Here is a 24,805-nt window from a genome sequence, read left to right as displayed (position 1 = left end):
GTCGGCCGCGCGTTCCTAGCGTCGGAGGATGCGATCGACGACACCCATTCGGACGGCCGCCCTCGGACTGGCTCTGCTGGCCGGCGGCCTGACTGCCTGCACGGACTCCTCGCGGAGCTCCACCGCCAACGCCGACCAGGCACCCACGGCTGCCCAGCCGGCAGCGGCGAGCTCGCTGGTGCTGAGGATCGGTACGGACGACGGTCCCGAGACCCCCGCGGGAGCCCAGATCACCCACTTCGCCGAGGAGGTCGCCCGGCTGTCCGACGGCAGCATCAGCGTGCACCCCGACTGGCACGCGGCGGGCGACGGGGTCCCGCACTGGGACCAGGCCGTCGCCAGGATGGCCGCCCGCGGTGACCTGGACCTGGCGATGGTCCCGGCCCGGGCCTGGGACGCGCTCGGCGTCACCAGCCTCACCGCCCTCAACGCACCCTTCCTCGTCGACAGCGACGAGCTGACCGCGGCGGTGGTCGCCGGCGACCTCGCCGACGACCTGATGTCCGGACTGGAGGACGCGGGCGTGGTCGGGTTCGGGCTGTTCCCCGAGGGCCTGCGCCACCCGTTCGGGTTCGGCGAGCCGCTGCGCGGCCCCACGGACTACGACGGTGAGCTGGTCCGCTCGCCGCACTCCCGGACCACCCGCGCGGTCTTCGCCGCGCTGGGTGCCCGGGTGACCGAGGCGGACGTCGACACGAGCACGCAGCGCGGTGCGGAGTCGTCGTACGCCCTGACGCCTGCCGGGGTCGCCACCGGGAACGTGGTCTTCTACCCCAAGGTCAACTCGCTGGTGGTCAACGAGGACGTCCGCACACAGCTGAGCGACGAGCAGTGGGGAACGCTGAACGAGGCTGCCGACCGGACCCGGGACTGGGTCCTGCGCACCCTGCCCGCGGACAACGCGTCGGCCGAGGAGTTCTGTGCCGAGGGTGGCCGGATCGTGGCCGCGACCCCGACCGACCTCGCCGACCTGCGCGAGTCGACCGCAACCGTCACCGCGTCGTTGCGCACGGACCCGGTGACGGCCGGGATCCTCGGGCGGATCGAGGACCTCAAGGAGTCGACCACCGCCGCGGAGCCGACCACCTCGTGCGGAACGGGCGGCCCCTCGGACGACGTCACCCGCCTCAACGGCGTCTACAGGACGAACATCACGGTGAAGGCGTTCCGCGCCGCCGGCGTCACCTCGGAGGACCGGATCCAGGAGAACGCCGGCGCCTACACGATCAGCCTCGATGACGGCACCTGGGAGATGGCACAGGTCTACGCCACCGGGCCCCAGAAGGGCGAGACCTGGCACGGCACCGGGAGCTACACCGTCGAGGACGGCCGGCTCACCTGGTACTGGAGCCACGAGGACGGCGCCTGGACCACGGCCGACGTCGCCGTCCAGCCCGACGGGTCGCTGCGGTTCCGCAACCACGACGACGGGGAGGGGCCCGAGTTCGTCCTCATGTCCCGGGTCCACTTCCACCACTGGCGCCGCGTCGGCGACCTGCCGTAGGCCACCGTCCAGGAGGTGCTCGTGCCCGGGCCGCCTCGGCCCGGGCACGAGCCCGGTCACCCCGGCGCGGCGTGGGTCCGCCACCCTGTCGGTGCCGGAACCTACGGTCTCCGTGTGCGCATCCTCCACACCTCCGACTGGCACCTCGGGCGGTCCTTCCACCGCGAGGGCATGCTCGGGCACCAGGCGGCGTACGTCGACCACCTGCTCGAGGTGGTCGAGCAGGAGCAGGTCGACCTGGTGGTGCTCGCCGGAGACGTCTACGACCGGGCGCTGCCGCCGGTCGACGCGGTGCACCTGGCCAACGAGGCGTTCACCCGGCTCGCGGCCTCCCGCGCCCGCGTGGTGGTCACCAGCGGCAACCACGACTCCGCGCAGCGGCTCGGCTTCGGCGCCGACCTGATCGACGCCGCCGGGCTGCACCTGCGCACCCGGGCCAGCGGTGTCGGCACCCCGGTCCTGCTCGAGGACGAGCACGGACCGGTCGCGGTCTACGGGCTGCCCTACCTCGACCCGGACCACCTCCGGGAGCCGTGGGCGCTGGCCCACCGTAGCCACGAGGCGGCGCTGACCGAGGCGATGCGCCGGGTCCGCGTCGACCTGGCCGCGCGCCCGGGCGGCACCCGGTCGGTGGTCCTGGCGCACGCGTTCGTCGCCGGCGACGGCACGCGGGTGACCGAGAGCGAGTCCGAGCGCGACATCAGCGTCGGCGGGGTGAGCATCGTCCCGACCACGGTCTTCGACGGGGTCTCCTACGCTGCGCTCGGCCACCTGCACGGCCGGCACACCCTGACCGAGTCCGTGCGCTACAGCGGCTCGCCGCTCGCCTACTCCTTCTCCGAGGCCGACCACCTGAAGGGCTCCTGGCTGGTCGACCTCGGCAGCGACGGGGTGGGCGCCGCCGAGTTCGTCGAGGCGCCCGTCCCGCGGCGGCTGAAGCGCCTCGCCGGCGACCTGGTCGACCTGCTCTCCGACCCGCGGCTGGCCGACCACGAGGACGCCTGGGTGCAGGCCACCCTGACCGACGCCGAGCGGCCGCACGAGCCGATGGAGCGGCTGCGTCGACGGTTCCCCCACACGCTCCGGCTCGCCTGGGAGCCGGCCGGTGGCGCCCGCCCCGGCTCCGCGTCGTACCGCCCGGTCGCGGGGCGCTCCGACCACGACATCGCCGTCGACTTCCTCGGCGAGCTCCGCGGTCGGCCCGCGAGCGCCGCCGAGTCCCGCCTGCTCCGCGACGCCTGCGACGCGTGCTCGCCCGACCGCGACCTCGACCCGGTCGAGGCCACCCTGTTCGACCTCGAGGGTGCCGGCTGATGCGGCTGCACCGCCTCGAGGTGACGGCGTTCGGGCCGTTCGCGGAGACCGTGACCGTCGACTTCGACGCGCTCTCCGCCGCCGGACTGTTCCTGCTCAGCGGCCGCACCGGCGCCGGCAAGACCTCGATCCTCGACGCCGTCTGTTTCGCCCTCTACGGCGACGTCCCCGGTGACCGCTCCAGCGCGAAGCGGTTCCGCTGCGACACCGCCCTGCCGGGTGTGCCCCCACGGGTGGTGCTGGAGGCCACCCTGTCCGGACGCCGGTTCCGGATGACCCGCTCCCCCACCTGGCAGCGGCCCAAGAAGCGCGGCACCGGGCACACCACGGAGCAGGCGCACGTGCTGGTGGAGGAGCGGGCCGGCGAGGGCTGGCGCGCGCTCTCGTCACGGATGGACGAGGCCGGCCATCTGGTCACGGACCTGGTCGGGATGACGATGCCGCAGTTCTGCCAGGTCGCGATGCTCCCGCAGGGCCGCTTCCAGACCTTCCTGCGGGCCCGGTCCGAGGAGCGGCACCGGCTGCTGTCGCAGCTGTTCAGCACCCGGCGCTTCGAGGACATGGAGCGCTGGCTGCGCGAGCACGCCCGCGAATTGCACCGGCGCTCGCAGCGGCACGAGCAGGACGTCGCCGCGGTCGTGGCCCGGCTGCACGAGGCCGCCGACGAGGCCCACGCCGAGCCCGCCGACGCCGACGACCTCGCGGACGCGGCACGCACGGACGCGCTGGCCACGTGGGCCGGCGGGCTGGTGACCCGGACCCGCGCGGCAGCGGAGCGGACCACGGCGCGCCTGGCGCACGCCTCGGTTGTCGCCGAGGCGGCCCGCCGCGACCGCGACGCGGGCCACCGCCTCCACGAGCAGCAGCAGCGGCACGCGGCGGCACGGTCCGAGCTCGCGGCCCTGGACGACGTCGCCCGCGAGCAGGCGGGTCGCCGGGACCGCCTGGTCCGCGCCCGTCGGGCCGCGCCCGTGGTCCCGCTGCACCGCCTGGCCGTCTCCAGCGCCCAGCAGCGCGACCGCGCCGGCGAGGCCGCCCTCACCGCGGTCGTCGCGGCCGCCGCCCTGCTCGACGTGCCCGACCCGTCGCCGGAGGACCTCGCCGCCGCCGAGACCCGCGCCCGCGACACGGTCGCCGCCGCCCGGGCACTGCTGCCGCGCGAGCAGGAGCTCGCCGCGCTGAGGGAGCGGATCGCGACCGACCGGGCCACCGAGGCCGACCTGCTCGCCGAGGATGCCCGCCTCGCCAGCCGCGTGGCCGAGCTGCCGGCGGAGGTCACCGCCCTGGCCGAGCGCCTCACGGCCGCGCGCGAGGCTGCCGGCCGGATCGGCGACCTGGCCCGGCTGGTCGCCGAGCAGGCCGACCGCCTGGCCGCCCACGAGCGCGCGGCCACCCTGCGCACCCGGCTCGCGACGGCACGCGCCGACCTGAGCACCGCGGTCGACACCTGCCAGGCGCTCAAGGAGCGGTGGCTGGAGGTCCGCGAGGCCCGGCTGCACGGCATGGCCGCCGAGATCGCGCTCGACCTCGCGGTCGGCGCCTGCTGCCCGGTGTGCGGCTCGGAGGACCACCCGCAGAAGGCGGTCCCCTCCGACGGCGCCCCGACCGCGGAGACCGAGAAGACCGCGCGCCGGGCCGTCGACGACGCCGAGGCGGACCGCGCGGCGCGCGACGCACTGGTGCGCGACCTGCTCGCGTCGCTGGGAGTGGCCGAGTCCGAGGCCGGCACCGACCCGGTCGACGAGGTGCGCGCGACGCTCGCCTCCCTCCGTGCCGAGCGCGAGGAGCTCCGCGGGCCGGCCGAGAGCCGCGACGACCTGGCCGGGCAGCTCGACCGCGCCCAGACCGCGCTGGTCGACGCCCGGGACGACCTCACTGCCGTCCGGGTCGAGCTCGCCGCGCTCCGGAGCCGGGTGGCGGCCGCCCAGGCCGATGCCGCCCGCACCCGCGCCGACGTCGACGCCCTGCTCGCCCCCGGCGGTCACGCCGCGCTGTCCGACCTCGTGGCCGAGGCCACCGCACTGGTCGACACCGTCGCTGCCGCGGTCACCTCCACGGAGCGGCACGCCTCGACCGAGCGGGCCGCGGACGAGGCGGCACGCGAGCGCGACACGTGGCTGGCGTCCGAGGACTTCGCCGGTCTCGACGATGCGCTCGCCGCGGTGCTGCCCGCCGACCGGCTGGCCGGCCTCGAGGCCGCGGTCGCGACGTACGACGCCCGGCTGGCCGGCGTGCAGGCGGTGCTGGCCGATCCGGCGCTGGCGGACGCCGCCACCCGACCGGCACCCGACCCGGCCGCGCTCGACGTCGCCCTGGCTGCGGCGGACGACGCCCTCGGAGCCGCCCGGACGGCCCATGACGTCGCCGCCACCCGGGCCGCCCGCGTGGCAGCGCTCGAGACCGACCTCGTTGCCGAGCTGGCCGGGTGGCGACCGGTGCGCGAGGCCCATGCGACCGCCGCCGAGCTCGCCTCCTTCGTCGAGGGCAAGTCGGCCGACAACGAGCTGCGGATGCGGCTCTCCGCCTACGTCCTGGCCTGGCGGCTGAGCCAGGTGGTCGCGGCGGCGAACCACCGCTTGCTGCGGATGAGCGACCAGCGCTACACCCTCGAGCACACCGGCAGGCGCGGCGCCGGCGAGACCCGGGGCGGGCTCAGCCTCCTGGTCCGGGACGAGTGGTCCGGCGAGGCTCGCGACCCGGCGACGCTCAGCGGCGGCGAGACGTTCGTCGTGTCCCTGGCACTGGCGCTCGGGCTGGCCGACGTGGTCACCGCCGAGGCCGGTGGAGCCGACCTCGACACCCTGTTCGTCGACGAGGGGTTCGGGGCGCTGGACGCCGACACCCTCGACGACGTGATGGGCACGCTCGACTCCCTGCGCGACGGCGGGCGCGTGGTCGGCGTGGTCAGCCACGTCGCCGAGCTGCGCAGCCGGATCCCCACCCAGCTGGTGGTCAGCAAGCAGCGCGGCGGATCCACGGTCGCCGTGGGGCGGTCCCACGCCTGATCACCGGCCTCGGCTAGGTTCGAGCGCATGAGCGCGCCCGTGGTCGACCCCACTTTCACGGCCCTGCCGTACCGCAAGCTGGCCGACGCGGCCCTCAGCCGGGCCCGGGACTTCAACGTCTCGCACGCCGACTTCCGGTTCGAGCGGGTGCGTTACCAGCACCTCGCCGTGCGCGACGGCGCCCTCCAGGACGCCAGCGACCACGAGGACCTCGGCTTCGCGGTGCGGGTCATCCACCACGGCGCGTGGGGCTTCGCCTCCGGCGTGGTGCTCACCAGCGACGAGGCGGTCCGGATCGCCGAGGAGGCGGTGCAGGTCGCGATGGTCGCGGCCCGGATGACCACCCGCAAGGTGCGGCTGGCTCCCGAGCCGGTCCACGACGACGTCACCTGGGTCTCCGCGTACGACGTGAACCCGCTCGACGTCCCGGTCGCCGAGAAGTCCGCGCTGCTGGTCGACTGGACCCGCCGGCTCACCGCCCACGACGCCGTCGAGCACGCGGCGGCCAGCCTCCAGCAGGTCCAGGAGAACAAGTTCTACGCCGACCTGGCCGGCACCCGCACCACCCAGCAGCGGATCCGCATGCAGCCGTGGTTCGAGGCGATGGGCACGCACCGCGAGTCCGGGGTGTTCGACTCGATGGCCTCGACGGCTCCCCCGGTCGGCCGCGGCTGGGAGTTCCTGGAGGGCCGGCTGCACGACTGGGACGCCGAGCTGGCCGAGGTCCCCGAGCTGCTCGCGGAGAAGCTGGTCGCGCCCAGCGTCGAGGCCGGCACCTACGACCTGGTGATCCACCCGTCCAACCTCTGGTTGACCATCCACGAGTCCGTCGGCCACGCCACCGAGCTCGACCGGGCCTTCGGCTACGAGGCGAACTACGCCGGCACCTCGTTCGCGACGTACGACAAGCTCGGGACGCTGCAGTACGGCTCCCCTGCCATGAACATCACCGGCGACCGGACCATCGAGCACGGCCTCGCCACCATCGGGTACGACGACGAGGGGGTCGAGACCCAGTCGTGGGACATCGTGAAGGACGGCGTGCTGGTCGGCTACCAGCTCGACCGGCCCATGGCGCACCTCAAGCCGGAGCTCAACGACGGCCGCTCCAACGGCTGCGCGTACGCCGACTCCCCCGGCCACATCCCCATCCAGCGGATGGCGAACGTGTCGCTGCAGCCCGACCCCGACGGCCCGTCCACCGAGGACCTCGTCTCTCGGGTCGAGAGGGGGCTCTACGTCGTGGGCGACAAGTCGTGGTCGATCGACATGCAGCGGTTCAACTTCCAGTTCACGGGCCAGCGGTTCTACCGGATCGAGGACGGACGGCTGGCCGGGCAGGTGCGGGACGTGGCCTACCAGGCGACCACCACCGACTTCTGGAACTCCCTCGAGGCGGTCGGCGGTCCGCAGACCTGGGAGCTGCACGGCGCGTTCAACTGCGGCAAGGCCCAGCCCGGCCAGATTGCCGCGGTCAGCCACGGCGCCCCGACCTCGCTGTTCCGCAACGTCCGCATCCTCAACACCAACGACGAGGCAGGCCGCTGATGGCAACCAAGACGTCGCCCCAGACCCTGGTCGAGCACGCGCTCGCCACCAGCCGCAGCGACGACTGCGTGGTGATCGTCCGGGCCCGCACCTCCGCGAACCTCCGCTGGGCGGTGAACACCCTCACCACCAACGGCGTCATGCACGGCCTCGACGTCACTGTGGTCGCGTTCCGGAAGCGGGCCGACGGCGTCGCCACCGGCTCGGTCACCGGCAGCGCCACCACCACCGCCCAGGTCACCGCGCTGGTCGAGGCCGCCGACTCCGCGGCCTCGGTCGCCACGGCCGCCGAGGACGCCGCCGACCTGGTCGCCGGCGAGGCCACCAGCGACTGGGCGGAGCGTCCGGAGCAGACCTCGATCTCGGTGTTCGACACGTTCGCCCCGGCCCTCGGCGAGGCGTTCGGCCGCGCCGACGCGATGGGACGGATCCTCTACGGCTTCGTCAGCCACGAGGTGGTCACGACGTACCTCGGCTCCTCGACCGGCCTGCGGCTCCGGCACGTCCAGCCGACCGGCCACTACGGCTGCACCGGCAAGACCAGCGACCTCAGCCAGAGCGCCTGGGTCGGTGGCGCCACCCGCGACTTCGCCGACGTCGACGCCACCGCCATCGACGAGGAGCTCGCCCAGCGGCTGGCGTGGGGTCGCCGCCGCGTGGACCTGCCGGCCGGCCGCTACGACACGATCCTGCCGCCCGGCTCGGTCGCCGACCTGATGATCGACGCCTACTGGGGCGCCGGAGCGCGGGTCGCGCACGAGGGACAGTCGGTCTACTCCGCGCGCGACGGCGGCATCCGGATCGGTGAGCGGATCGCGAAGGAGGGAGTCACCCTCCGCAGCGACCCGTCGTACGCCGGCCTGGGCTGCGCGCCGTTCGTGGTGGCGTCGTCGTCCAGCAACACCACCAGCGTCTTCGACAACGGCCTCGCCCTCGAGTCGACCGACTGGATCCGCGACGGCGAGCTCACCTCGTTGGTGCAGACCCGTCACACCGCGGACATGACCGGGCAGTCGGTCACCCCGTTCGTCGACAACCTGCTGCTCGAGGTCGACGGTGGCACCGGCGGGGTGATGGACCTGGTCCGCGGCACCGGGCGCGGCCTGCTGGTGACCTGCCTGTGGTACATCCGCGAGGTCGACGCCCAGACCATGCTGCTGACCGGCCTGACCCGCGACGGCGTCTACCTCGTGGAGGACGGCGAGATCACCGGGCTGGTCAACAACTTCCGGTTCAACGAGAGCCCGATCGACCTGCTGGCGCGGTTCAGCCACGCCTCCGCGACCGAGCCGAGCTTCAGCCGCGAGTGGGGCGACGACTACTTCTCCCGGACCGCCACCCCCGCCCTGCGGATCCCCGACTTCAACATGTCGAGCGTCTCCCAGGCGCTCTGACACCCGGGCCTGTCCGTCGTACGGCCGCAATTGCGAGGTTGTGACGGTGCTACCACCCCGCTGTCCGTCGTACGGCCGCAATTGCAGCCGCGTGACACATTTCAGGGCCGCGAACATGTCGTACGGCTGCAATTGCGGGGTTGCGGCACGTCGAGGGCGCCGGCGCCATGTCACGCGGCCGCAATTGCAGGGTTACGACACCGCGAGCCCGAACGGGAACACGTTCTACCTCCCACCTAGGATGGGCTCGTGGGTCTCCTCCGCCGCCAGATCGTCCTGTCCGCGCTGACCGCGAACGCCCTCCGCCCGGTGCCGGGCTGGCGGGCGGGCATCCCCGCGTTCGTGACCGGGATGCTCACCAACGAGCTCGCGCCGCAGCTGCTCGCGCTGACCGCCGCCGACGCCGCGACCAGTGTGGTGCGCGGACGCAGCAGCAGGGCCGGGCTGGCGCTGGCCGCGGCCAACGGGCTGGCGTTGGCGCACCTGACCCGGCAGGCGGCGCGCGACGAGCGTCGGCTGGAGCAGGCGCTCACCGAGGCGGTCGGCGTGGGGTACGCCGACCAGCTCGACGACCTGCCCGCCCCCACCGGCGCCCGCGGCCACGTGCGTTCGCTGGTCAACCCGTTCCGGATCCTCACCCCCGACATCGAGGTGGTCCGGGGCATCCCCTACAGCGAGGCCGGCCGGCGTGGGCACCTCGACATCTACCGCTCGCGCCACCTCCAACACGACCACGCGCCCGTGCTGCTGCAGGTGCACGGCGGTGCGTGGACGATCGGCGAGAAGGACCGGCAGGCGCTCCCGCTGATGACCCACCTCGCGTCCCGCGGCTGGATCTGCGTCGCCATCAACTACCGGCTCGCGCCCCGCGACCCGTTCCCCGCGCAGATCATCGACGTCAAGCGCGCGATCGCCTGGGTCCGCGAGCACATCGCGGACCACGGCGGCGACCCCGACTACCTCGCGATCACCGGCGGGTCCGCCGGTGGCCACCTGGCCGCGCTGGCCGCCCTCACACCGGGCGACCCGACGTACCAGCCGGGTTTCGAGGAGGCGGACACCTCGGTGCAGGTGGCGGTGCCGCACTACGGCGTCTACGACCTCGCCGGCGCGACCGGGCTTCGCTCGGCGATCGGGATGCGCGACCGGTTCCTGGCGCCCCGGATCGTGCAGCGGACCTGGGAGGAGGACCCCGAGGTCTTCGAGGCGGGCTCCCCCATCCTGCGGATCACCCCGGACGCCCCGGACTTCTTCGTCATCCACGGCACCCACGACACTCTGGTCTCGGTGGAGCAGCCCCGGCTGTTCGTGTCGCGACTGCGGGAGGTGTCCAAGCGAAGCGTCGCGTACGCCGAGCTGCCGGGAGCCCAGCACGCCTGGGACATCTTCGGCTCGGTCCGCTGCACCCACGTGGTGCGGGCGGTGGACCGCTACCTGACCTGGCACTGGAACGGCTACCTCCGGGAGCGCGGCCGGTCGCCGGTGCGCGCGTCGTGACCACCGACCCGGCCGGGATGCCGGCCGACCTGCTGGCGCACGCTCGGGCGGCCAAGGGGTTCATGCCCGAGGACGAGGGGCTCCTGCTGCACCGGGTGGCCCGGGAGCGGCTGCCGCACGGACCGGTGCTCGAGATCGGGACCTACTGCGGCAAGTCCGCGATCTACCTCGGCGCCGCGGCCCGCGAGGTCGGCGGCACCGTCCTCACCGTCGACCACCACCGCGGGTCGGAGGAGAACCAGGCCGGCTGGGAGCACCACGACACCTCGCTGGTCGTCGACGACACCGGGCTGATGGACTCGCTCCCGACGTTCCGGGCGACCATCGCGGCGGCCGGCCTGGAGGAGCAGGTGGTGGCTGTGGTCGGCCGTTCGACGACGGTCTCCGGGCTGTGGCGCACTCCCGTGTCGATGGTGTTCATCGACGGCGGGCACGCCGAGGTGCATGCCCGCAACGACTACACCGGCTGGGCGCCGTGGCTGGTCACTGGAGGGCTGCTGGTGATCCACGACGTGTTCCCCGACCCGGCCGACGGCGGCCGCCCGCCGTACCTCGTGTTCCTGCAGGCGCTCGCCTCCGGCGACTTCGAGGAGGTCGAGGCGCTCGGCTCGGTGCGGGTCCTGCGCCGGGTGCGCGGCACCGCCGGTGACCCGGTCCCGTGGGACCCCTCGCTCACCGCGCCCTGAGGTGCCGTGGGGTCACGCGTGGCCGGTGGGGTGCCCGCGATGACGCCCGACCAGGTGCCGGCCACCCGGCGCCATCGGCTGCTGCGCCCGGCGCGCGAGGTAGCGCACTGCCAGCACGACCAGGACCGTGGTGAACAGGCTGGACAGCAGCACCTCGTCGCGGGACAGTCCGTCGACGTTGGGCTGGAGCTCGTCCTCGGTCGCCCAGCCGAACAGCCACTCACTGGTCAGCAGGCCGACGCCGAAGCACGCCACGGCGGTCACCGCGGCCGCCCACAGCCGGCGGGCCCAGCCGTCCCCGACGAGCAGCCCGCCGAGCACGCCGAAGCCCAGCGAGATCACGCCGAGCACGGCCATCCCCTCGAGGCCCAGGTCCCACTGCATGACGGTGCCTCCCTTCCGGGTCTGCTTCCATGCTTGCCGTCCGTCGGGCAGCCCGGTAGAGCCCGAGGTGCCGCGCGTGCAGGTCGACGGACCCGTCAGGAGCGGACGGTGGCCCCGGAGGGGCAACCGCACTCCAGCGCGAGCTCGCCGAAGTGGGAGGCCAGGCTCTCCCCGCGCATGATCCCGGAGCCCGGCGTGGTGCGGCTGAGGGCGTCGACGGCCAGCAGCACGGCGGCCGCGGTGTACGTCGTGTGCTCGGCCGGCCAGTTCACGTCGTCGGGGAAGACGTAGCCGGTCCAGTAGCCGCCGCCCTCGCCGCGCAGGTGCTGCATGTCCGACAGCAGTCGCAGCGCCCGCCGGCGGTCGCCGACCGCGTCGAGCGCGAGGGCCAGCTCGCAGGTCTCGGCGCCGGTGACCCAGGGGTTCGGGGCGACGCAGCGGATCCCCAGGCCGTCCACCACGAACGTGTCCCACCGGCCCTCCAGCAGGGCGTGGGCGTCCTCGCCGCGGACCGCGCCGCCGAGGACCGGGTAGTACCAGTCCATCGAGAACTCGGACTTGTCGAGGAACAGGTCCGGGTGCTCACGCAGCGCGTGGCCGAGCCGGCCGCCGGCGAGCTCCCACTCGGGCTGCGGCTCGTCGACCAGATCCGCGAGCGCGACCCCGGCACGCAGCGACTGGTAGATGCTCGAGGACCCGGCCAGCAGCGCCTCCTCGTTGACCCGCCCGGGGCGGGAGTCGGCCCACTCCTGCGACCAGGCGATACCCCCGAACGGGAGCTGGAGGGAGACCACCCAGTCCAGCGCCCGGCGGACCGCGGGCCAGGCCCGCGTCACGAACGCCTCGTCGCGGCGTACCAGCCAGTGGTGCCAGGCACCCACGGCGAGGTACGCCGCCATGTTGGTCTCGCCGCTGGCGTCCTCGACCGTCCCGGCCACCAGCTTCATCGGCCACGACCCGTCGGATCTCTGGGTGGCCAGGCACCACGCGTAGGCACGCTCGGCCGCGGCCACCTCGCCGCCCACCAGCAGCGCCATCGCCGCCTCGACGTGGTTCCAGGCATCGGTGTGCTGGCCGGGGGTCCACGGCACCGCGCCGTCCGGCTCCTGCATCGCGGCGATCGAGGCCGCCGTCTCGGCGACCTGCTCGGCACTCAGCAGCCCGGGGAGGGCGGGGACCTCAGCCGGCATCGGGCTTCCGGAAGTAGAGCACCATGCTCTTGCCGACCAGCGGGTCGAGCACCGCCTCGGCGGCACGGGTGGCGCGGGGCCGCTTCATGATGTCCCAGACCAGGAGCCGGTGGTAGGCCCTCACCAGCGGATGGTCGTCGTTCTTCACTCCGACCGCGCACTTGAGCCACCAGTACGGCGTGTGCAGGCCGTGCGCGTGGTCCTTGCCCTCGAAGACCAGCCCGGCGTTGGTGACCTTCCCGATCAGCTCCTTGTCCGAGTAGATCCGGATGTGGCCGCCCGGCGTGTTGTGGTAGTCGTCCGACAGCTTCCAGCACACCAGCTCCGGGAACCACCGGGGCACGGTGACGGCCAGCGTGCCGCCCGGGCGGAGGACCCGGACCAGCTCGTCGATGGCCTGGAGGTCGGCGGGGATGTGCTCGAGCACCTCGGCCGCCACCACCCGGTCGAACTCGCCGTCGGCGAACGGCAGTGCCAGCGCGTCGCCCTCCTTCACGTCGGCCTCGGCGCCGTCGGGGACCTCGCCGGCCTCCTGCATGGCGACGAAGAGCTCACGGACGCCGGACAGCTCGTCGGCGTCCTGGTCGAAGGCGATCACGTCCGCGCCGCGGCGGTACATCTCGAACGCGTGTCGGCCGGCTCCGCAGCCCATGTCCAGCACCCGCTCCCCGGGCTGGAGCCCGAGGCGGTCGAAGTCAACGGTCAGCACGGGTCGTCCTCGGTTCCTGCCGGGGCGCGCTCGCCGCGCGCCTGCCTGATCACGTCGTCGTACGCCGCGGCGGTGGTGCGGGCGACCGCTCGCCAGCTGAAGCGCTCCAGCACCCGCTGGCGGCCGGCGCGGCCGAGGGCGGCCCGGCGCTCCGGGTCGTCGAGGAGCGCCGCGATCGCGTCCTTGAGCTGGTCCACGTTGCCGGGCTCGACCAGGTCGGCGCACAGGCCGTCGGGACCGACCACCTCGGGGATCGCGCCGGCCCGGCTGACCACCAGCGGGGTCTCGCAGGCCATCAGCTCGGCAGTCGGCAGCGAGAAGCCCTCGTAGAGCGACGGCACGCAGGCCAGCTCCGCGGAGCCCATGACCTCCACCAGGTCGGCGTCGGTGATCCCGTGCACGAAGCGGACCGAGTCCGCGAGGCCGAGGCTCTCGATCAGCTTCTCGGTCCGGCCGCCGGGCTGCGGACGGGTCACCAGCAGCAGCTCGACGTCCCGCTCGGTGCGCAGCTTGGCGAACGCCTCGAGCAGCGTGGAGACGCCCTTGATCGGTGCGTCCGCGCTCGCCATCGCGACGATCCGCCCGGGTACCCGCGGCTCGGTGGGTGGCACGAACACGTCGTCGACGCCCAGCGGGATCACCTGGATCCTCTCGGGGTCGACGCCGAAGTCGAGCACGATGTCGCGGGCCGAGGACTCTGACGGGGTGAGGATCCGGGTCGCCTGCCGTGCCACCTTGCCCTGCATGCGGAGGAAGCCGTACCAGCGGCGGAGGGTCAGCCGCTTGCGCCACGTCGCGGCGGCGGCGAGGTCCACGCGCCGGTCGAACGTGATCGGGTGGTGCAGCGTGGTCACCAGCGGCAGACCGGCCTCGCGGATGTCGAGGATCCCGTAGCCGAGGACCTGGTTGTCGTGGACCACGTCGAAGTCGTCGAGGCGCGGGCGGAGCACCTTCGCGACGCGCTTGCTGAACGTCTTCGGCTCCGGGAATCCCGCGGTCCACATGGTGAGGACCTCCTCGACGTCGACGAGGTCGCGGATCTCGCGCCAGTGCGGGGTGCGGAACGGGTCGGGCTCGCGGTAGAGGTCGAGGCTGGGCACCTTCGTGAGCCGGACGCCGGGATCGAGCTCGGGGTACGGCTGGCCGGAGAACACCTCGACCTCGTGGCCCAGCGCGGTGAGCTCCCGGCTGAGGTGGCGGACATAGACCCCCTGGCCGCCGCAGTGCGGCTTGCTGCGGTAGGACAGCAGTGCGACGCGCATGGCGAGAAGGCTACACGCGGGACTGGAACGTGTTCCTGTTGCGTCCGCCACTGGCTAGGGTGGCGACGTGGAGGCCACCAGCTCGCTCACCCAGGAGGCGCTCGGGTCCGAGGCCCAGCGCGACCGCCACCGCCGGATCCTCGACGCCACCATCGCCCTCGCCTCCGAGGGCGGCTTCGACGCGGTCCAGATGCGCGCGGTGGCCGAGCGCGCCGACGTGGCGCTGGGCACGCTCTACCGCTACTTCCCGTCCAAGGTGCACCTGCTGGTCTCCGCACTCGCGCGCGAGTTCGAGCAGTCCCAGGCCGAGCTCGCCGGGTCGCCGGCACTCGGGGACACCCCGCATGCGCGGGTGATGCACGTCCTCGGCCGGAGCACGACGTACCTCAAGCAGGACCCTCTGCTCACCGAGGCCCTGGTGCGGGCGTTCATGTTCGCCGACGCCGGCGTCTCCACCGAGATCAACCGGGTCGGCCGGATGCTGACCAGCGCGCTGACCGACGCCATGCACCCCGGCGCCGAGCCGTCCGAGGAGGACGTGGCGATCGCGAAGGTGATCGGAGACGTCTGGCTGGCGGCGCTGGTCGGCTGGGTCACCGGCCGTACGTCGCCCGGGGACGTGGAGAAGTCCCTCGACGTGGCCGCGCGGCTGCTGCTGCGCTGACGTCCCGGCGCGCGTCAGGACCCCTCGCTGGAGTGCCCGGGGAACACGTGGGCCTCGGGGTCGATCACCACCGCGGCGTTGTTGACCGCGGTCGCGGCCTCGCCGAAACCGACCGCGATCAGCCGGACCTTGCCGGGGTACTCCGTGATGTCCCCTGCCGCGAACACGCGGTGCAGGTTGGTGCGCATCGCGGAGTCGACCACGACGTGCCGCTTGTCGAGGGTCAGCCCCCACTCCTTCATCGCGCCGAGGTCGGCGACGAAGCCCAGGGCCGCGACCACGGCCTGGGCCGGCCGGGTCGTGGCCTCGCCCTCCACCGTGATCTCCACCGACTCGAGGGTCCCGTTGCCGCGCAGCGCCGTCACCTCGGCCCGGGTCACGATGTCCACGGAGGACGCGCGCACCTGCTCGACGGTGCGGGCGTGCGCCCGGAACGCGTCGCGCCGGTGCACCAGCGTCACGGACCGTGCCACCGGCTCGAGGTGCAGCGCCCAGTCGAAGGCGCTGTCGCCGCCGCCGACGATCACGACGTCCTTGTCGGCGTACGGGTCGAAGCTGGGGACGAAGAACTCCACTCCCCTGCCCTCCCAGCCGTCGGCGGCGGGCAGCGGGCGCGGGCTGAACTTGCCGATGCCGGCGGTGATCAGGATCGCCTTGGCGACCACCTCGGTGCCGTCGTCGAGCCCGATGGTCACCGAGTCCGGGCCGGAGGTCAGCGCGCTGGCGGTCCGGCCGAGCAGGTACGTCGGGTCGGCGGTGCCGGCCTGCTCGACCAGCCCGGCGACGAGGTCGCGGCCCTTCACGGTCGGGAACCCGGCGACGTCGAGGATCGCCTTCTCGGGGTACATCGCGGTGATCTGCCCGCCGAGCTCGGGCAGCGAGTCCACCACGGCCACGCGAAGGCCGCGGAAGCCGGCGTAGTAGGCGCTGAAGAGGCCCGTGGGGCCGGCGCCGATGACGAGCAGGTCGGTCTCGAGAGTCGTGGCCACGTGCCGATCATGCCCTGCTTGTGGGGCATCGGCCTACGATGACGCCATGTCCACCCCGTCCGTGTGGCAGCAGTTCTCTGCCGACCCGCGCGACCGCGCGCACGCGTCCCTGCGGGCCTCGGACGCCGACCGGGACCTGGTCCGACGCGTGCTCGCCGATGCCTACGCCGAGGGCCGTCTGGACCGGGACGAGCTCGACGAGCGGGTGGACGCCGCCGGCATCGCCCGGGTGCTCGGTGACCTGCCGCCCTTGATCGACGACCTGGTGCCGACCGCGATCATCTCCAGCACGGCACGGGCGATGGAGGCCATCCCGCAGCGGGCCGAGGCACGCTGGGAGAGCATGCGGCGCGAGGCCCTGTGGCGCCTCATCGGGGTCTCCGGGATCTGCTGGGCGGTGTGGCTGGCCACGTCCGTCCTCGCCGGCGCATACTTCCCGTGGCCGCTGATCGTCATGGCCGTCACCGGCCTGCACTTCGCCCGGGTGACCTTCAACCGGGACGAGATCATCGCCCAGGAGACCCGGCGGCTGGAGAAGCGGGAGCGCAAGTCGCTCGCGATCGACGAGCTCCAGAAGCGCTTCCTCGGCCCCGGGCAGCCCTACTGGCACCAGCGCGGCCCGCACCGGCGCCGCTGGGACGACCGCGGCTGACCCCGCGCCGTACGCCGGCCAGCCGGGACCGCAGTCAGCTGTCCCAGCCCGCCGGCCGATGCTTCTTCGGCAGCTTCGCGACGACGAGCCGGTAGGACTCGTCCACCGCCTCCAGCAGTTCGTCGTCGGGGATCGCCCCGCGGAGGGCGAGGTTGTTCCAGCCCGACCGGCCGATGTAGGCCATGACCGAGGCGTCGTCGGGATACCGCTGCAGCCACTCGTCGGCCACGTCGCGGGTGGCGCCGCCCTTCACGCCGACCGACCCGGCCGCGAGGAATGCGAAGATCTTGTCCGCGACCTTGATCACGGGGTGCTCGTGCCCCCACGGGTTGTCCGGCCAGGCGCCCGGCCTGGACAGGCAGTAGGCCTCCATCTCCGAGACGTCCATGGGGCGAACCTACGCCGTGCTGCGTCCGCACGATGATCCGGATGGTCCGGTTTGTCGGTCGGTCGGGGACCAGCCGTAGTCCGGGCGGGCGACTGGATGCGCTCGAACGAACCAATGGCCTAGTCCGGTAGCACCAACTCCGCCCATTCGGCGTGATGAAGAGTGCCACTACCCGTTTCCTTGGTGGAGTCGCCGCTTCCCCCGGCCCCGGCTGCGGGCAGCGGCATGTCACCACCCCCGAGGAGTCCGACTGTGCACGCCCGGCCCAGCCACCGAGCGACGCCCCCGCGCCGCGCGCTGCAGGCTGCCGCCGTGACCGCGCTGGTTGCCCTGGTCCTCTCCGTCGGACAGTCCGGCAGCTCGCAGCCGGGAGCTCCCGCCGCGACGTCGGCGACGTCCCGCTTCCCGGCCGCCTCGGCGCTGACCGCAGCCGACCCGGCCGAGCCGGTGGCCGGCGTCGACGACGTCGACACCCGGACTGGCCGGCTCCGTGCGCAGGCGGCGGGGGCGGGCTCCGCGCTCGCCGGGAAGGTCCCGGAGGCGACTCCGCCGACGGTGGACCTCAGTGGCCTGAGCGTGGCGCAGCTCCAGGCCCGCGCGGCGAGGACCCGGACCGAGTTCATCAAGGCGTCGATGGTCTACGAGCAGGCGGCCTCGGACGCCGCGGCGGCGAAGATCGCGGCCGAGAAGGCCGAGACCGAGGCCGCGGCCGCGCTCGCCCAGGCCGACGAGGCGGGCGAGGTGATGGGCCAGCAGGTCGAGGAGTACTACACCGACGGCATCTCCTCCAACGCCCTGACCATGGTGCTGACCAACCCCGACCAGTCGATCAACCAGATCTACGCGGAGGCGATCACCGCCCAGGAGGTGCTCTCGACCCAGTCGATGACGGTCGAGGTGCTCGACGCCGAGCGCAAGGAGGCCGACGTGCTCTCGCAGCAGGCCACCGAGCTGCGGAGCAAGGCCGACGACGCTGCGGCGGAGACCGAGGTGCTGCTCAAGGACATCCAGGTCCGGGCCGCCAAGGTGGCCTCCACCGCGAACGCGGCCCTGGCTGCCGCCGCGCAGGAGGCCCGCTTCGCCGACGCCGAGCAGCGCAGCCGCAACCAGTCGGCGCTGAAGGCGTGGCAGCGCTACCTCAAGACCCTGGACGGGGCGCACGTGGTGCCGCCACGGGCGAAGGACCTCGACCGGAAGCGTCTCCCCTACCGGCTCGCGCCGCTGACGGTCGACCGGAAGCGGGTGACCGGCATCGCCTCGGTGCGCTTCCACGGGAAGCGGGTCCCGGTGTTGCCCGCCGAGACCGTCGACGCGGTCTCCCGGGCCTTCGCCGACCTCGGCAGGCCCTACGTCTCGGGCAAGTCAGGACCGGACACGTTCGACTGCTCCGGACTGGTCCGGGCCGCGTGGCAGTCGCCCGCCAAGGCGCTCGGCGCCGACCCGGTCGACCAGTTCCGCCAGGTCACGCTGGTGCCCGCGGAGACCGCGCAGGTCGGCGACCTCGTCTTCTTCGCCGACCCCGGAGCGGGTGTCCAGCACGTCGGCATCAACCTGGGCGGGCGCCTGATGCTCGCCGCAGACGCCACCAGCAGCCAGGTCGGGGTCCGCGAGTACCCCGGCACGCCGTACGCCGTCGGGCGGGTCACCCTGCCCCGCGGCCGAGCGAACGCCGCGCCGTCCGCAGGGGGGACCGTCATGCGGTGCGGCGCGGAGGAGATCCCGGCCTCCGCGTCGGGGATGGAGTTCCCGCTGGAGAAGGGCAGCTACCGGTTCACCGGGCAGTTCGGCGACCCCGGGGCGCGCTGGTCCTCCGGGTTCCACACGGGCCTGGACTTCGCCGCTCCCGTCGGTACGCCGGTGCACGCGGCCAAGACCGGCACCGTCACCGTCTCGAAGAGCCCCTGGGGCGGGCCGAACCTGGTCAGCATCGACCACGGCGACGGGCTGAGCACCCTCTACGCGCACATGAGCTACACGCACCTGCAGACCGGCGACCACGTCAACGCCGGCCAGATCATCGGGCAGGTGGGCGGGCTGGGGAACGCCACCGGCCCGCACCTGCACTTCGAGGTGCGGTTGGCGGGCCACCCGATGGACCCGATGATCTTCCTCGCCGGTGGCGGCGCGGCGGCCGGCGGCTGGGGCGGGCACGCGAACGGGATGATCCCCGCGTCGGCGCTGTGCGGCCTCCAGTCCGCCGCCGGCCATCGCCTGCGCTGCGACGCCGCCCACGCGTTCGATGCCATGTCGGCCGCCTACGCCAAGGCGAACGGCGGTCGCCTCTGCATCACCGACTCCTACCGCTCCTACGCGCAGCAGGTGCGCACCTACGCCAAGAAGCCGGTCCTCGGCGCCGTGCCCGGCACCTCCAACCACGGCTGGGGGCTGGCGGTGGACCTGTGCGGGGGCATCGAGTCGTTCCGCAGCCCGAAGCACGCCTGGATGGTCGCCAACGCCGGCCGGTTCGGCTACCACCTGCCGGGCTGGGCGCGGGCCGGCGGGTCCAAGCCGGAGCCCTGGCACTGGGAGTTCGGCCGGGCCGCCTGACCGGCCCGTCCGCCACCTGCGGCGACGGTCGTGACCACGCGCCTCCGGTGACGACGTTCAGCTGCCGGCGCGCTCGGGGCGGAACGGCGTGAGCTGCTCCTCCCCGGCCCGCAAGGTCACGCAGGTGGACTCGGGCACCTCGCGCCAGGCCCCCTTCAGGTCGCCGAGCGGCTCGGAGACCACCACCCGGGTCTCGTCGGAGAGTCCGTGCAGGGTGGGGTTGTCCGGGTACTGGTGGCGCAGCGTGGAGACGTCGGTGCTGTGGAACAGCGACCGCGACTGACCCTCGCTGGAGTACCGGAACGCCCAGATCGACTCCCCGTCGGTGGTGGCCACGGTCATCTGCACCGGGAACGCGATCCCGTTGCGCTGCGCGGTGTCCTCGATGAAGCCGACCGCCCGCGCCACCGCCGCGGGTGGGTCCTCGGTGAGCCCGAACGTCTGGGCGAGGAAGAAGAACACCTCGGAGTCGGTGGACCCCTCGATGTGCGGGAACAGGTCGGGGTCGACCGCCATCACCAGGTCCCGCTTCATGCGGGCGAAGCCGTCGAGGTAGCCGTTGTGCATCCAGAGCCAGCGTCCGTGCCGGAACGGGTGGCAGTTGGTCTGCTGGACCGGCGAGCCGATCGAGGCCCGGATGTGGGCGAGCACCAGGCCGGAGGAGATGTGCCCGGCCAGCTCCTGCAGGTTCCGGTCGCTCCAGGCCGGGTCCGTGCTCCGGAACACCCCGGGCGTCTCCGGGGCGCCGTACCAACCGACCCCGAAGCCGTCCCCGTTGGTCGGCTCCGCACCCAGGCGGGAGTGCAGGCTCTGCACGACCAGCGAGTTCTGCGGTTTGTAGATCAGCTCCTCGAGCAGGACCGGCGAACCGGAGTACGCGAGCCAGCGACACATGACGACCTCCTGCCGCGACCATCTCGGCGACCACCGGTCGCGGGCGGTCCCCTGCACTGCCCGCGCCGGTGGGGTGTCGCGTCCGGCTCAGCATGGGGCCCCGGACCGGCCCGCGGTTCGCCCGACTCGGGTGAACCGCGGGCCAGCGAGGACCGCGGCTCAGTGGCCGCGCGCCACCGCGGTCAGCTCGTCGCGGGAGACCACCCGGCGGGTGCGTCGGCGGTAGCGCCAGATCTGGAGGAGGCCGAGCCCCCAGAGTGCGTACTGCGCGCTCATCGCCCACCGGAACGCGGACGGGGTGTACGCCACGGACGCGCCGGGGGTGCGCCAGTCGAGGACCAGGCCGATCACCACGACCAGCACCAGCGACGCGCAGAAGCCGCCCTGGTTGATGATCCCCGAGGCGGAGGCGAACCGCTCGGGAGGGTTGGAGGTCCGGCCGAGGTCGAACCCGATCATCGAGGCCGGTCCCCCGACCCCGACCACGAGGGTGAGCAGGACCAGCAGGGGCAGCGGTGCGTTGCCGGGCCACAGCAGCACCACGGTCCACACGGTGACGATCGAGGAGACGATCGTGAGCACCATCGTCGACCGGTGCCACGGGTGGGCGCCGACCAGCCAGCCGAGCACCGGCCCGGAGACCATGATCGCGACCACGAGCAGGGTCAGCAGCAGACCGGCGACGGCCGCCGACCGGCCCTCGCCCCGGACGAAGAACGGGTAGCCCCACAGCAGCGCCATCACGGTCGCGCTGAACTGGGTGGTGAAGTGCATCCAGAAGCCGAGCCGGGTGCCGGGGTGTGCCCAGGAGGCGGCCAGGCTGGCGCGCACGGCGGCGAACGAGAGCCGGGCACCGCGCAGGTTCCGCGCGGTCGGGGCGTCGTGCAGCGAGAAGTACGCCGCGACCGCGAGAACGACCCCGAACGAGGCGGCCAGCAGGTAGGCGCGGGTCCAGCCGAGGTGGCCGAGGGCCCAGGTCATCGGCACCGCGGCGGCGACCGCCCCCAGCTGGCCCAGGGTCCCGGTCAGCTGGGTGACCAGCGGGATCCGCCGGACCGGGAACCAGCTGCTGACCAGGCGCAGCACGCAGATGAACGTCATCGCGTCGCCGACTCCGACGAAGGCGCGAGCCAGCAGCGCGAGGGGGTACGTCGTCGCGAGCGCGAAGCCGACCTGGGCCAGGGTGAGCAGCGTGGTGCCGACGAGCAGCACGCTGCGCGAGCCGAACCGGTCGACCAGCAGCCCGACCGGGATCTGCATGCCGGCGTAGACGAGAAGCTGGAGCATCGTGAACGTCGCGAGCTGCGCGGCGGAGATGTCGAAGCGGTCCGTCGCGGCCAGCCCGGCGACCCCGAGCGAGGAGCGGTGGAACACCGCGAGCATGTAGACGAGGAGCCCGACCAGCCAGACCAGCCACGGACCCTGGAGGCGGGTCGGGGAGGGCTGCGTCACTCCGGCGATCCTACCGTCGGGCCACCCTCGCCCCGGCCCGGTCTCACCCCCGGCGGGCGTCCTCAGTCGAGGCAGAGCTCGTTGCCCTCGGGGTCCTGGAGGGTGATGAACCCGGCCTCCATGGCGCCGTCCGGGTCGACCCGGCGCACCCGGGTCGCCCCCAGTCCGACCAGCCGTGCGCACTCGGCCTCCAGCGCCTCCATGCGGGCGTCGCCCTCGAGCCCGGGAGCCGCACGCACGTCGAGGTGCACGCGGTTCTTGACCACCTTGCCCTCGGGGACCTGCTGGAAGAACAGTCGCGGCCCGGCGCCCTCCGGGTCGACCGCCGCCGATCGGGAGTTGCGGGCCTCCGGCGGCACTCCCCAGGCCTCCAGCGCCGCGTCCCACGAGTCGAAGCCGGGTGGTGGCGGCTGGACGTCGTAGCCCAGGGCCTCGGCCCAGAAGGCGCTGAGCGCCGCCGGGTCCGCGCAGTCGAAGGTCACCTGCACCTCACGCACCGTCACTTGGTCGCCTCCATCATCTGGCGGAGCTCCTTCTTGAGCTCGGAGATCTCGTCGCGCAGGCGGGCGGCCACCTCGAACTGCAGCTCGGCGGCGGCGTTCCTCATCTGGTCGGTGAGGTCCTGGATCAGCTGGGCCAGGTCGGCGCTGGGCATCCCGGCCAGGTCGGCGGCGTGCTTGCCGGCGTCCTTCGACGTGAGCGCCGGCACCGGCTGCCGGGCCTTGACCCCGCCGGCCCGGCCCTTGGCCTCGGTGTTGGACCAGGTCTCGAGCAGGGCCTGGGTGTTCTCGTCCTCGCGGGCCAGCATCTCGGTGATGTCCGCGATCTTCTTGCGCAGCGGCTGCGGGTCGATGCCCCGCTCGGTGTTGTAGGCGACCTGCTTCGCGCGGCGACGGTTGGTCTCGTCGATCGCCGACTCCATCGAGGGCGTGATCTTGTCGGCGTACATGTGGACCTGGCCGGACACGTTTCGTGCCGCGCGACCGATCGTCTGGATCAGCGACTTGTCCGAGCGCAGGAAGCCCTCCTTGTCGGCGTCGAGGATCGCCACCAGGGACACCTCGGGCAGGTCGAGGCCTTCGCGGAGCAGGTTGATCCCGACCAGGACGTCGTACTCGCCGAGGCGCAGGTCGCGGAGCAGCTCGATCCGCTTGAGCGTGTCGACCTCGCTGTGGAGGTAGCGGGTGCGGACGCCGGCGTCGAGGAGGTAGTCGGTGAGGTCCTCGGACATCTTCTTGGTCAGCGTGGTGACCAGCACGCGCTCCCCGCGCTCGGTGCGGACCCCGATCTCGTGGATGAGGTCGTCGATCTGCCCCTTGGTGGGCTTGACGATCACCTCGGGGTCGACCAGCCCGGTCGGCCGGATGATCTGCTCGACCACGTCACCGCCGACCTTGTCGAGCTCGTAGTCGCCCGGGGTCGCCGAGAGGTAGATGGTCTGCCCGATCCGGTCGAGGAACTCCTCCCAGCGCAGCGGCCGGTTGTCCATCGCGCTCGGCAGCCGGAAGCCGTGGTCGACCAGGTTGCGCTTGCGCGACATGTCGCCCTCGTACATGCCGCCGATCTGCGGCACCGCGACGTGCGACTCGTCGACCACGAGCACGAAGTCCTCGGGGAAGTAGTCGAGGAGGCAGTTCGGCGCGGAGCCGCGGGTGCGTCCGTCGATGTGCATCGAGTAGTTCTCGATGCCGGAGCAGGAGCCGACCTGGCGCATCATCTCGATGTCGTACGTCGTGCGCATCCGCAGCCGCTGGGCCTCGAGCAGCTTGCCCTGCCGCTCGAAGGTCGCGAGCTGGTCCTGGAGCTCGAGCTCGATGCCCTTGATCGCGCGCTCCATGCGCTCGGGGCCGGCGACGTAGTGGGTGGCCGGGAAGACGTGCAGCTCCTGGTCCTCGGTGAGCACCTCGCCCGTCACCGCGTGCAGCGTCATCAGCCGCTCGATCTCGTCGCCGAAGAACTCGATCCGGACCGCGTGCTCCTCGTAGACCGGGAACACCTCGAGGGTGTCGCCACGGACCCGGAACGTGCCGCGGGTGAAGGTCATGTCGTTGCGGGTGTACTGGATCTCGACCAGCCGGCGCAGGATCGCGTCGCGGTCGTGCTCCTCCCCCACCTTGAGCCGCAGCATGCGGTCGACGTACTCCTGGGGGGTGCCGAGGCCGTAGATGCACGACACGGTCGACACCACGATCACGTCGCGCCGGGTCAGCAGCGAGTTGGTCGCCGAGTGCCGCAGCCGCTCGACCTCCTCGTTGATGGAGGAGTCCTTCTCGATGTAGGTGTCGGTCTGCGGGACGTAGGCCTCGGGCTGGTAGTAGTCGTAGTAGGAGACGAAGTACTCCACGGCGTTGTCGGGGAAGAGCTGGCGCAGCTCGTTGGCGAACTGGGCGGCCAGCGTCTTGTTGGGCTGCATGACCAGGATCGGGCGCTGCAGCTGCTCGGCCACCCAGGCCACCGTGGCCGTCTTGCCGGTGCCGGTCGCGCCGAGCAGCACGACGTCCTGGGTGCCGCCCTGGATGCGCTTGGTGATCTCGGCGATCGCGGCGGGCTGGTCACCCGAGGCCTGGAAGTCGGACTGCACCGCGAACGGCGCCACGCTGCGCTCGAGATCGGTCACTGGTCGCATGCTGGCCAGCCTACGGGCGGCCACCGACAACCCTGCCGCGGAGACGGCCCGGCTCTGGGTAGATTGGCGACGTGGGCCGTGACGCAACCTCGACGGGCCG

Annotated in this window: 20 protein-coding genes; 10 read left to right on the top strand and 10 right to left on the bottom strand. The window is 73.0% G+C overall.

What is annotated here, in order from left to right:
- The first annotated feature begins 28 nt into the window (after nucleotides 1-28).
- The 7 genes from EKO23_RS07295 (at nucleotide 29) to EKO23_RS07265 (ending at nucleotide 10,948) form a co-directional block, all read left to right on the top strand.
- Complete coding sequence (locus tag EKO23_RS07295) at nucleotides 29-1,504, top strand: type 2 periplasmic-binding domain-containing protein (protein WP_134715693.1); 1,476 nt, start codon at nucleotides 29-31, stop codon at nucleotides 1,502-1,504.
- 114 nt (nucleotides 1,505-1,618) lie between these two features.
- Nucleotides 1,619-2,818 (top strand): exonuclease SbcCD subunit D, encoded by a 1,200-nt coding sequence (locus EKO23_RS07290; RefSeq protein ID WP_134715691.1) that lies wholly within the window; start codon nucleotides 1,619-1,621, stop codon nucleotides 2,816-2,818.
- Nucleotides 2,818-5,823 (top strand): AAA family ATPase, encoded by a 3,006-nt coding sequence (locus EKO23_RS07285; RefSeq protein ID WP_134715689.1) that lies wholly within the window; start codon nucleotides 2,818-2,820, stop codon nucleotides 5,821-5,823. The genes EKO23_RS07290 and EKO23_RS07285 overlap by 1 nt, the downstream gene beginning before the upstream one ends.
- A gap of 27 nt (nucleotides 5,824-5,850) precedes the next feature.
- A complete protein-coding gene (locus EKO23_RS07280) occupies nucleotides 5,851-7,371 on the top strand; it encodes a TldD/PmbA family protein (protein WP_134715687.1) in 1,521 nt (506 codons plus the stop codon).
- Nucleotides 7,371-8,765 (top strand): metallopeptidase TldD-related protein, encoded by a 1,395-nt coding sequence (locus EKO23_RS07275; protein ID WP_134715685.1) that lies wholly within the window; start codon nucleotides 7,371-7,373, stop codon nucleotides 8,763-8,765. The genes EKO23_RS07280 and EKO23_RS07275 overlap by 1 nt, the downstream gene beginning before the upstream one ends.
- Before the next feature lie 249 nt (nucleotides 8,766-9,014).
- Entirely contained in the window at nucleotides 9,015-10,262 is a 1,248-nt protein-coding gene (locus EKO23_RS07270) for an alpha/beta hydrolase (protein ID WP_175582675.1), read from the top strand.
- Nucleotides 10,259-10,948 carry a class I SAM-dependent methyltransferase gene (locus tag EKO23_RS07265; protein ID WP_246050951.1) on the top strand — a complete coding sequence of 230 codons (690 nt, stop codon included), beginning with the start codon at nucleotides 10,259-10,261 and terminating at the stop codon, nucleotides 10,946-10,948. The genes EKO23_RS07270 and EKO23_RS07265 overlap by 4 nt, the downstream gene beginning before the upstream one ends.
- A gap of 12 nt (nucleotides 10,949-10,960) precedes the next feature.
- Here the strand turns inward: EKO23_RS07265 and EKO23_RS07260 are convergent, their stop codons facing one another.
- The 4 genes from EKO23_RS07260 to EKO23_RS07245 form a co-directional block, all read right to left on the bottom strand.
- The gene (locus EKO23_RS07260; protein WP_175582674.1) at nucleotides 10,961-11,332 is read right to left on the bottom strand and encodes a hypothetical protein; all 372 of its coding nucleotides are present in this window, start codon (nucleotides 11,330-11,332) and stop codon (nucleotides 10,961-10,963) included.
- A gap of 95 nt (nucleotides 11,333-11,427) precedes the next feature.
- Nucleotides 11,428-12,522: a prenyltransferase/squalene oxidase repeat-containing protein gene (locus EKO23_RS07255; protein ID WP_134715683.1), complete on the bottom strand. Its 1,095-nt coding sequence runs from the start codon at nucleotides 12,520-12,522 to the stop codon at nucleotides 11,428-11,430.
- Nucleotides 12,512-13,231 carry a class I SAM-dependent methyltransferase gene (locus tag EKO23_RS07250; protein ID WP_134715681.1) on the bottom strand — a complete coding sequence of 240 codons (720 nt, stop codon included), beginning with the start codon at nucleotides 13,229-13,231 and terminating at the stop codon, nucleotides 12,512-12,514. Before EKO23_RS07250 ends, EKO23_RS07255 begins: the two co-directional genes overlap by 11 nt.
- Nucleotides 13,225-14,493, bottom strand: a complete 1,269-nt coding sequence (locus EKO23_RS07245; RefSeq protein ID WP_134715679.1) for a glycosyltransferase family 4 protein — start codon at nucleotides 14,491-14,493, stop codon at nucleotides 13,225-13,227. Before EKO23_RS07245 ends, EKO23_RS07250 begins: the two co-directional genes overlap by 7 nt.
- A 67-nt stretch (nucleotides 14,494-14,560) precedes the next feature.
- Here EKO23_RS07245 and EKO23_RS07240 point away from each other — a divergent pair, with 67 nt between their 5' ends.
- On the top strand, nucleotides 14,561-15,157 hold the full coding sequence (locus EKO23_RS07240) for a TetR family transcriptional regulator (protein WP_134715677.1): 597 nt from the start codon (nucleotides 14,561-14,563) through the stop codon (nucleotides 15,155-15,157).
- 14 nt (nucleotides 15,158-15,171) lie between these two features.
- Here EKO23_RS07240 and EKO23_RS07235 read toward each other — a convergent pair whose 3' ends face one another.
- Nucleotides 15,172-16,146: an NAD(P)/FAD-dependent oxidoreductase gene (locus EKO23_RS07235; protein WP_134715675.1), complete on the bottom strand. Its 975-nt coding sequence runs from the start codon at nucleotides 16,144-16,146 to the stop codon at nucleotides 15,172-15,174.
- Between the two features lie 46 nt (nucleotides 16,147-16,192).
- Between EKO23_RS07235 and EKO23_RS25670 the strand changes: the two genes are divergently transcribed.
- Nucleotides 16,193-16,798, top strand: coding sequence for a DUF1707 SHOCT-like domain-containing protein (locus EKO23_RS25670; protein ID WP_175582673.1), 606 nt, complete (start codon nucleotides 16,193-16,195; stop codon nucleotides 16,796-16,798).
- A 34-nt stretch (nucleotides 16,799-16,832) separates the two neighbouring features.
- Here the strand turns inward: EKO23_RS25670 and EKO23_RS07225 are convergent, their stop codons facing one another.
- On the bottom strand, nucleotides 16,833-17,186 hold the full coding sequence (locus EKO23_RS07225) for an MmcQ/YjbR family DNA-binding protein (protein ID WP_134715671.1): 354 nt from the start codon (nucleotides 17,184-17,186) through the stop codon (nucleotides 16,833-16,835).
- Between the two features lie 312 nt (nucleotides 17,187-17,498).
- On the opposite strand from EKO23_RS07225, the gene EKO23_RS07220 reads away from it, so the two are divergent.
- Entirely contained in the window at nucleotides 17,499-19,733 is a 2,235-nt protein-coding gene (locus tag EKO23_RS07220) for a peptidoglycan DD-metalloendopeptidase family protein (RefSeq protein WP_134715669.1), read from the top strand.
- Nucleotides 19,734-19,790: 57 nt separating this feature from the next.
- On the opposite strand, the gene EKO23_RS07215 is transcribed toward EKO23_RS07220, so the two are convergent.
- From EKO23_RS07215 to uvrB, 4 genes are all read right to left on the bottom strand, one after another.
- On the bottom strand, nucleotides 19,791-20,627 hold the full coding sequence (locus tag EKO23_RS07215; RefSeq protein WP_134715667.1) for a class II glutamine amidotransferase: 837 nt from the start codon (nucleotides 20,625-20,627) through the stop codon (nucleotides 19,791-19,793).
- A gap of 159 nt (nucleotides 20,628-20,786) precedes the next feature.
- Nucleotides 20,787-22,079 carry an MFS transporter gene (locus EKO23_RS07210; protein WP_246050950.1) on the bottom strand — a complete coding sequence of 431 codons (1,293 nt, stop codon included), beginning with the start codon at nucleotides 22,077-22,079 and terminating at the stop codon, nucleotides 20,787-20,789.
- 62 nt (nucleotides 22,080-22,141) lie between these two features.
- Nucleotides 22,142-22,582: a VOC family protein gene (locus tag EKO23_RS07205; protein ID WP_175582672.1), complete on the bottom strand. Its 441-nt coding sequence runs from the start codon at nucleotides 22,580-22,582 to the stop codon at nucleotides 22,142-22,144.
- Nucleotides 22,579-24,705 carry an excinuclease ABC subunit UvrB gene (gene uvrB, locus EKO23_RS07200; RefSeq protein WP_134715665.1) on the bottom strand — a complete coding sequence of 709 codons (2,127 nt, stop codon included), beginning with the start codon at nucleotides 24,703-24,705 and terminating at the stop codon, nucleotides 22,579-22,581. The genes EKO23_RS07205 and uvrB overlap by 4 nt, the downstream gene beginning before the upstream one ends.
- Between the last annotated feature and the right edge of the window lie 100 nt (nucleotides 24,706-24,805).

Origin of the sequence: Nocardioides guangzhouensis, assembly GCF_004519545.1 — a bacterium.
Lineage (GTDB): Bacteria > Actinomycetota > Actinomycetes > Propionibacteriales > Nocardioidaceae > Nocardioides > Nocardioides guangzhouensis.
Note: the sequence above shows the minus strand (reverse complement) of the source record. Positions and strands in the feature narration are given on the sequence as shown.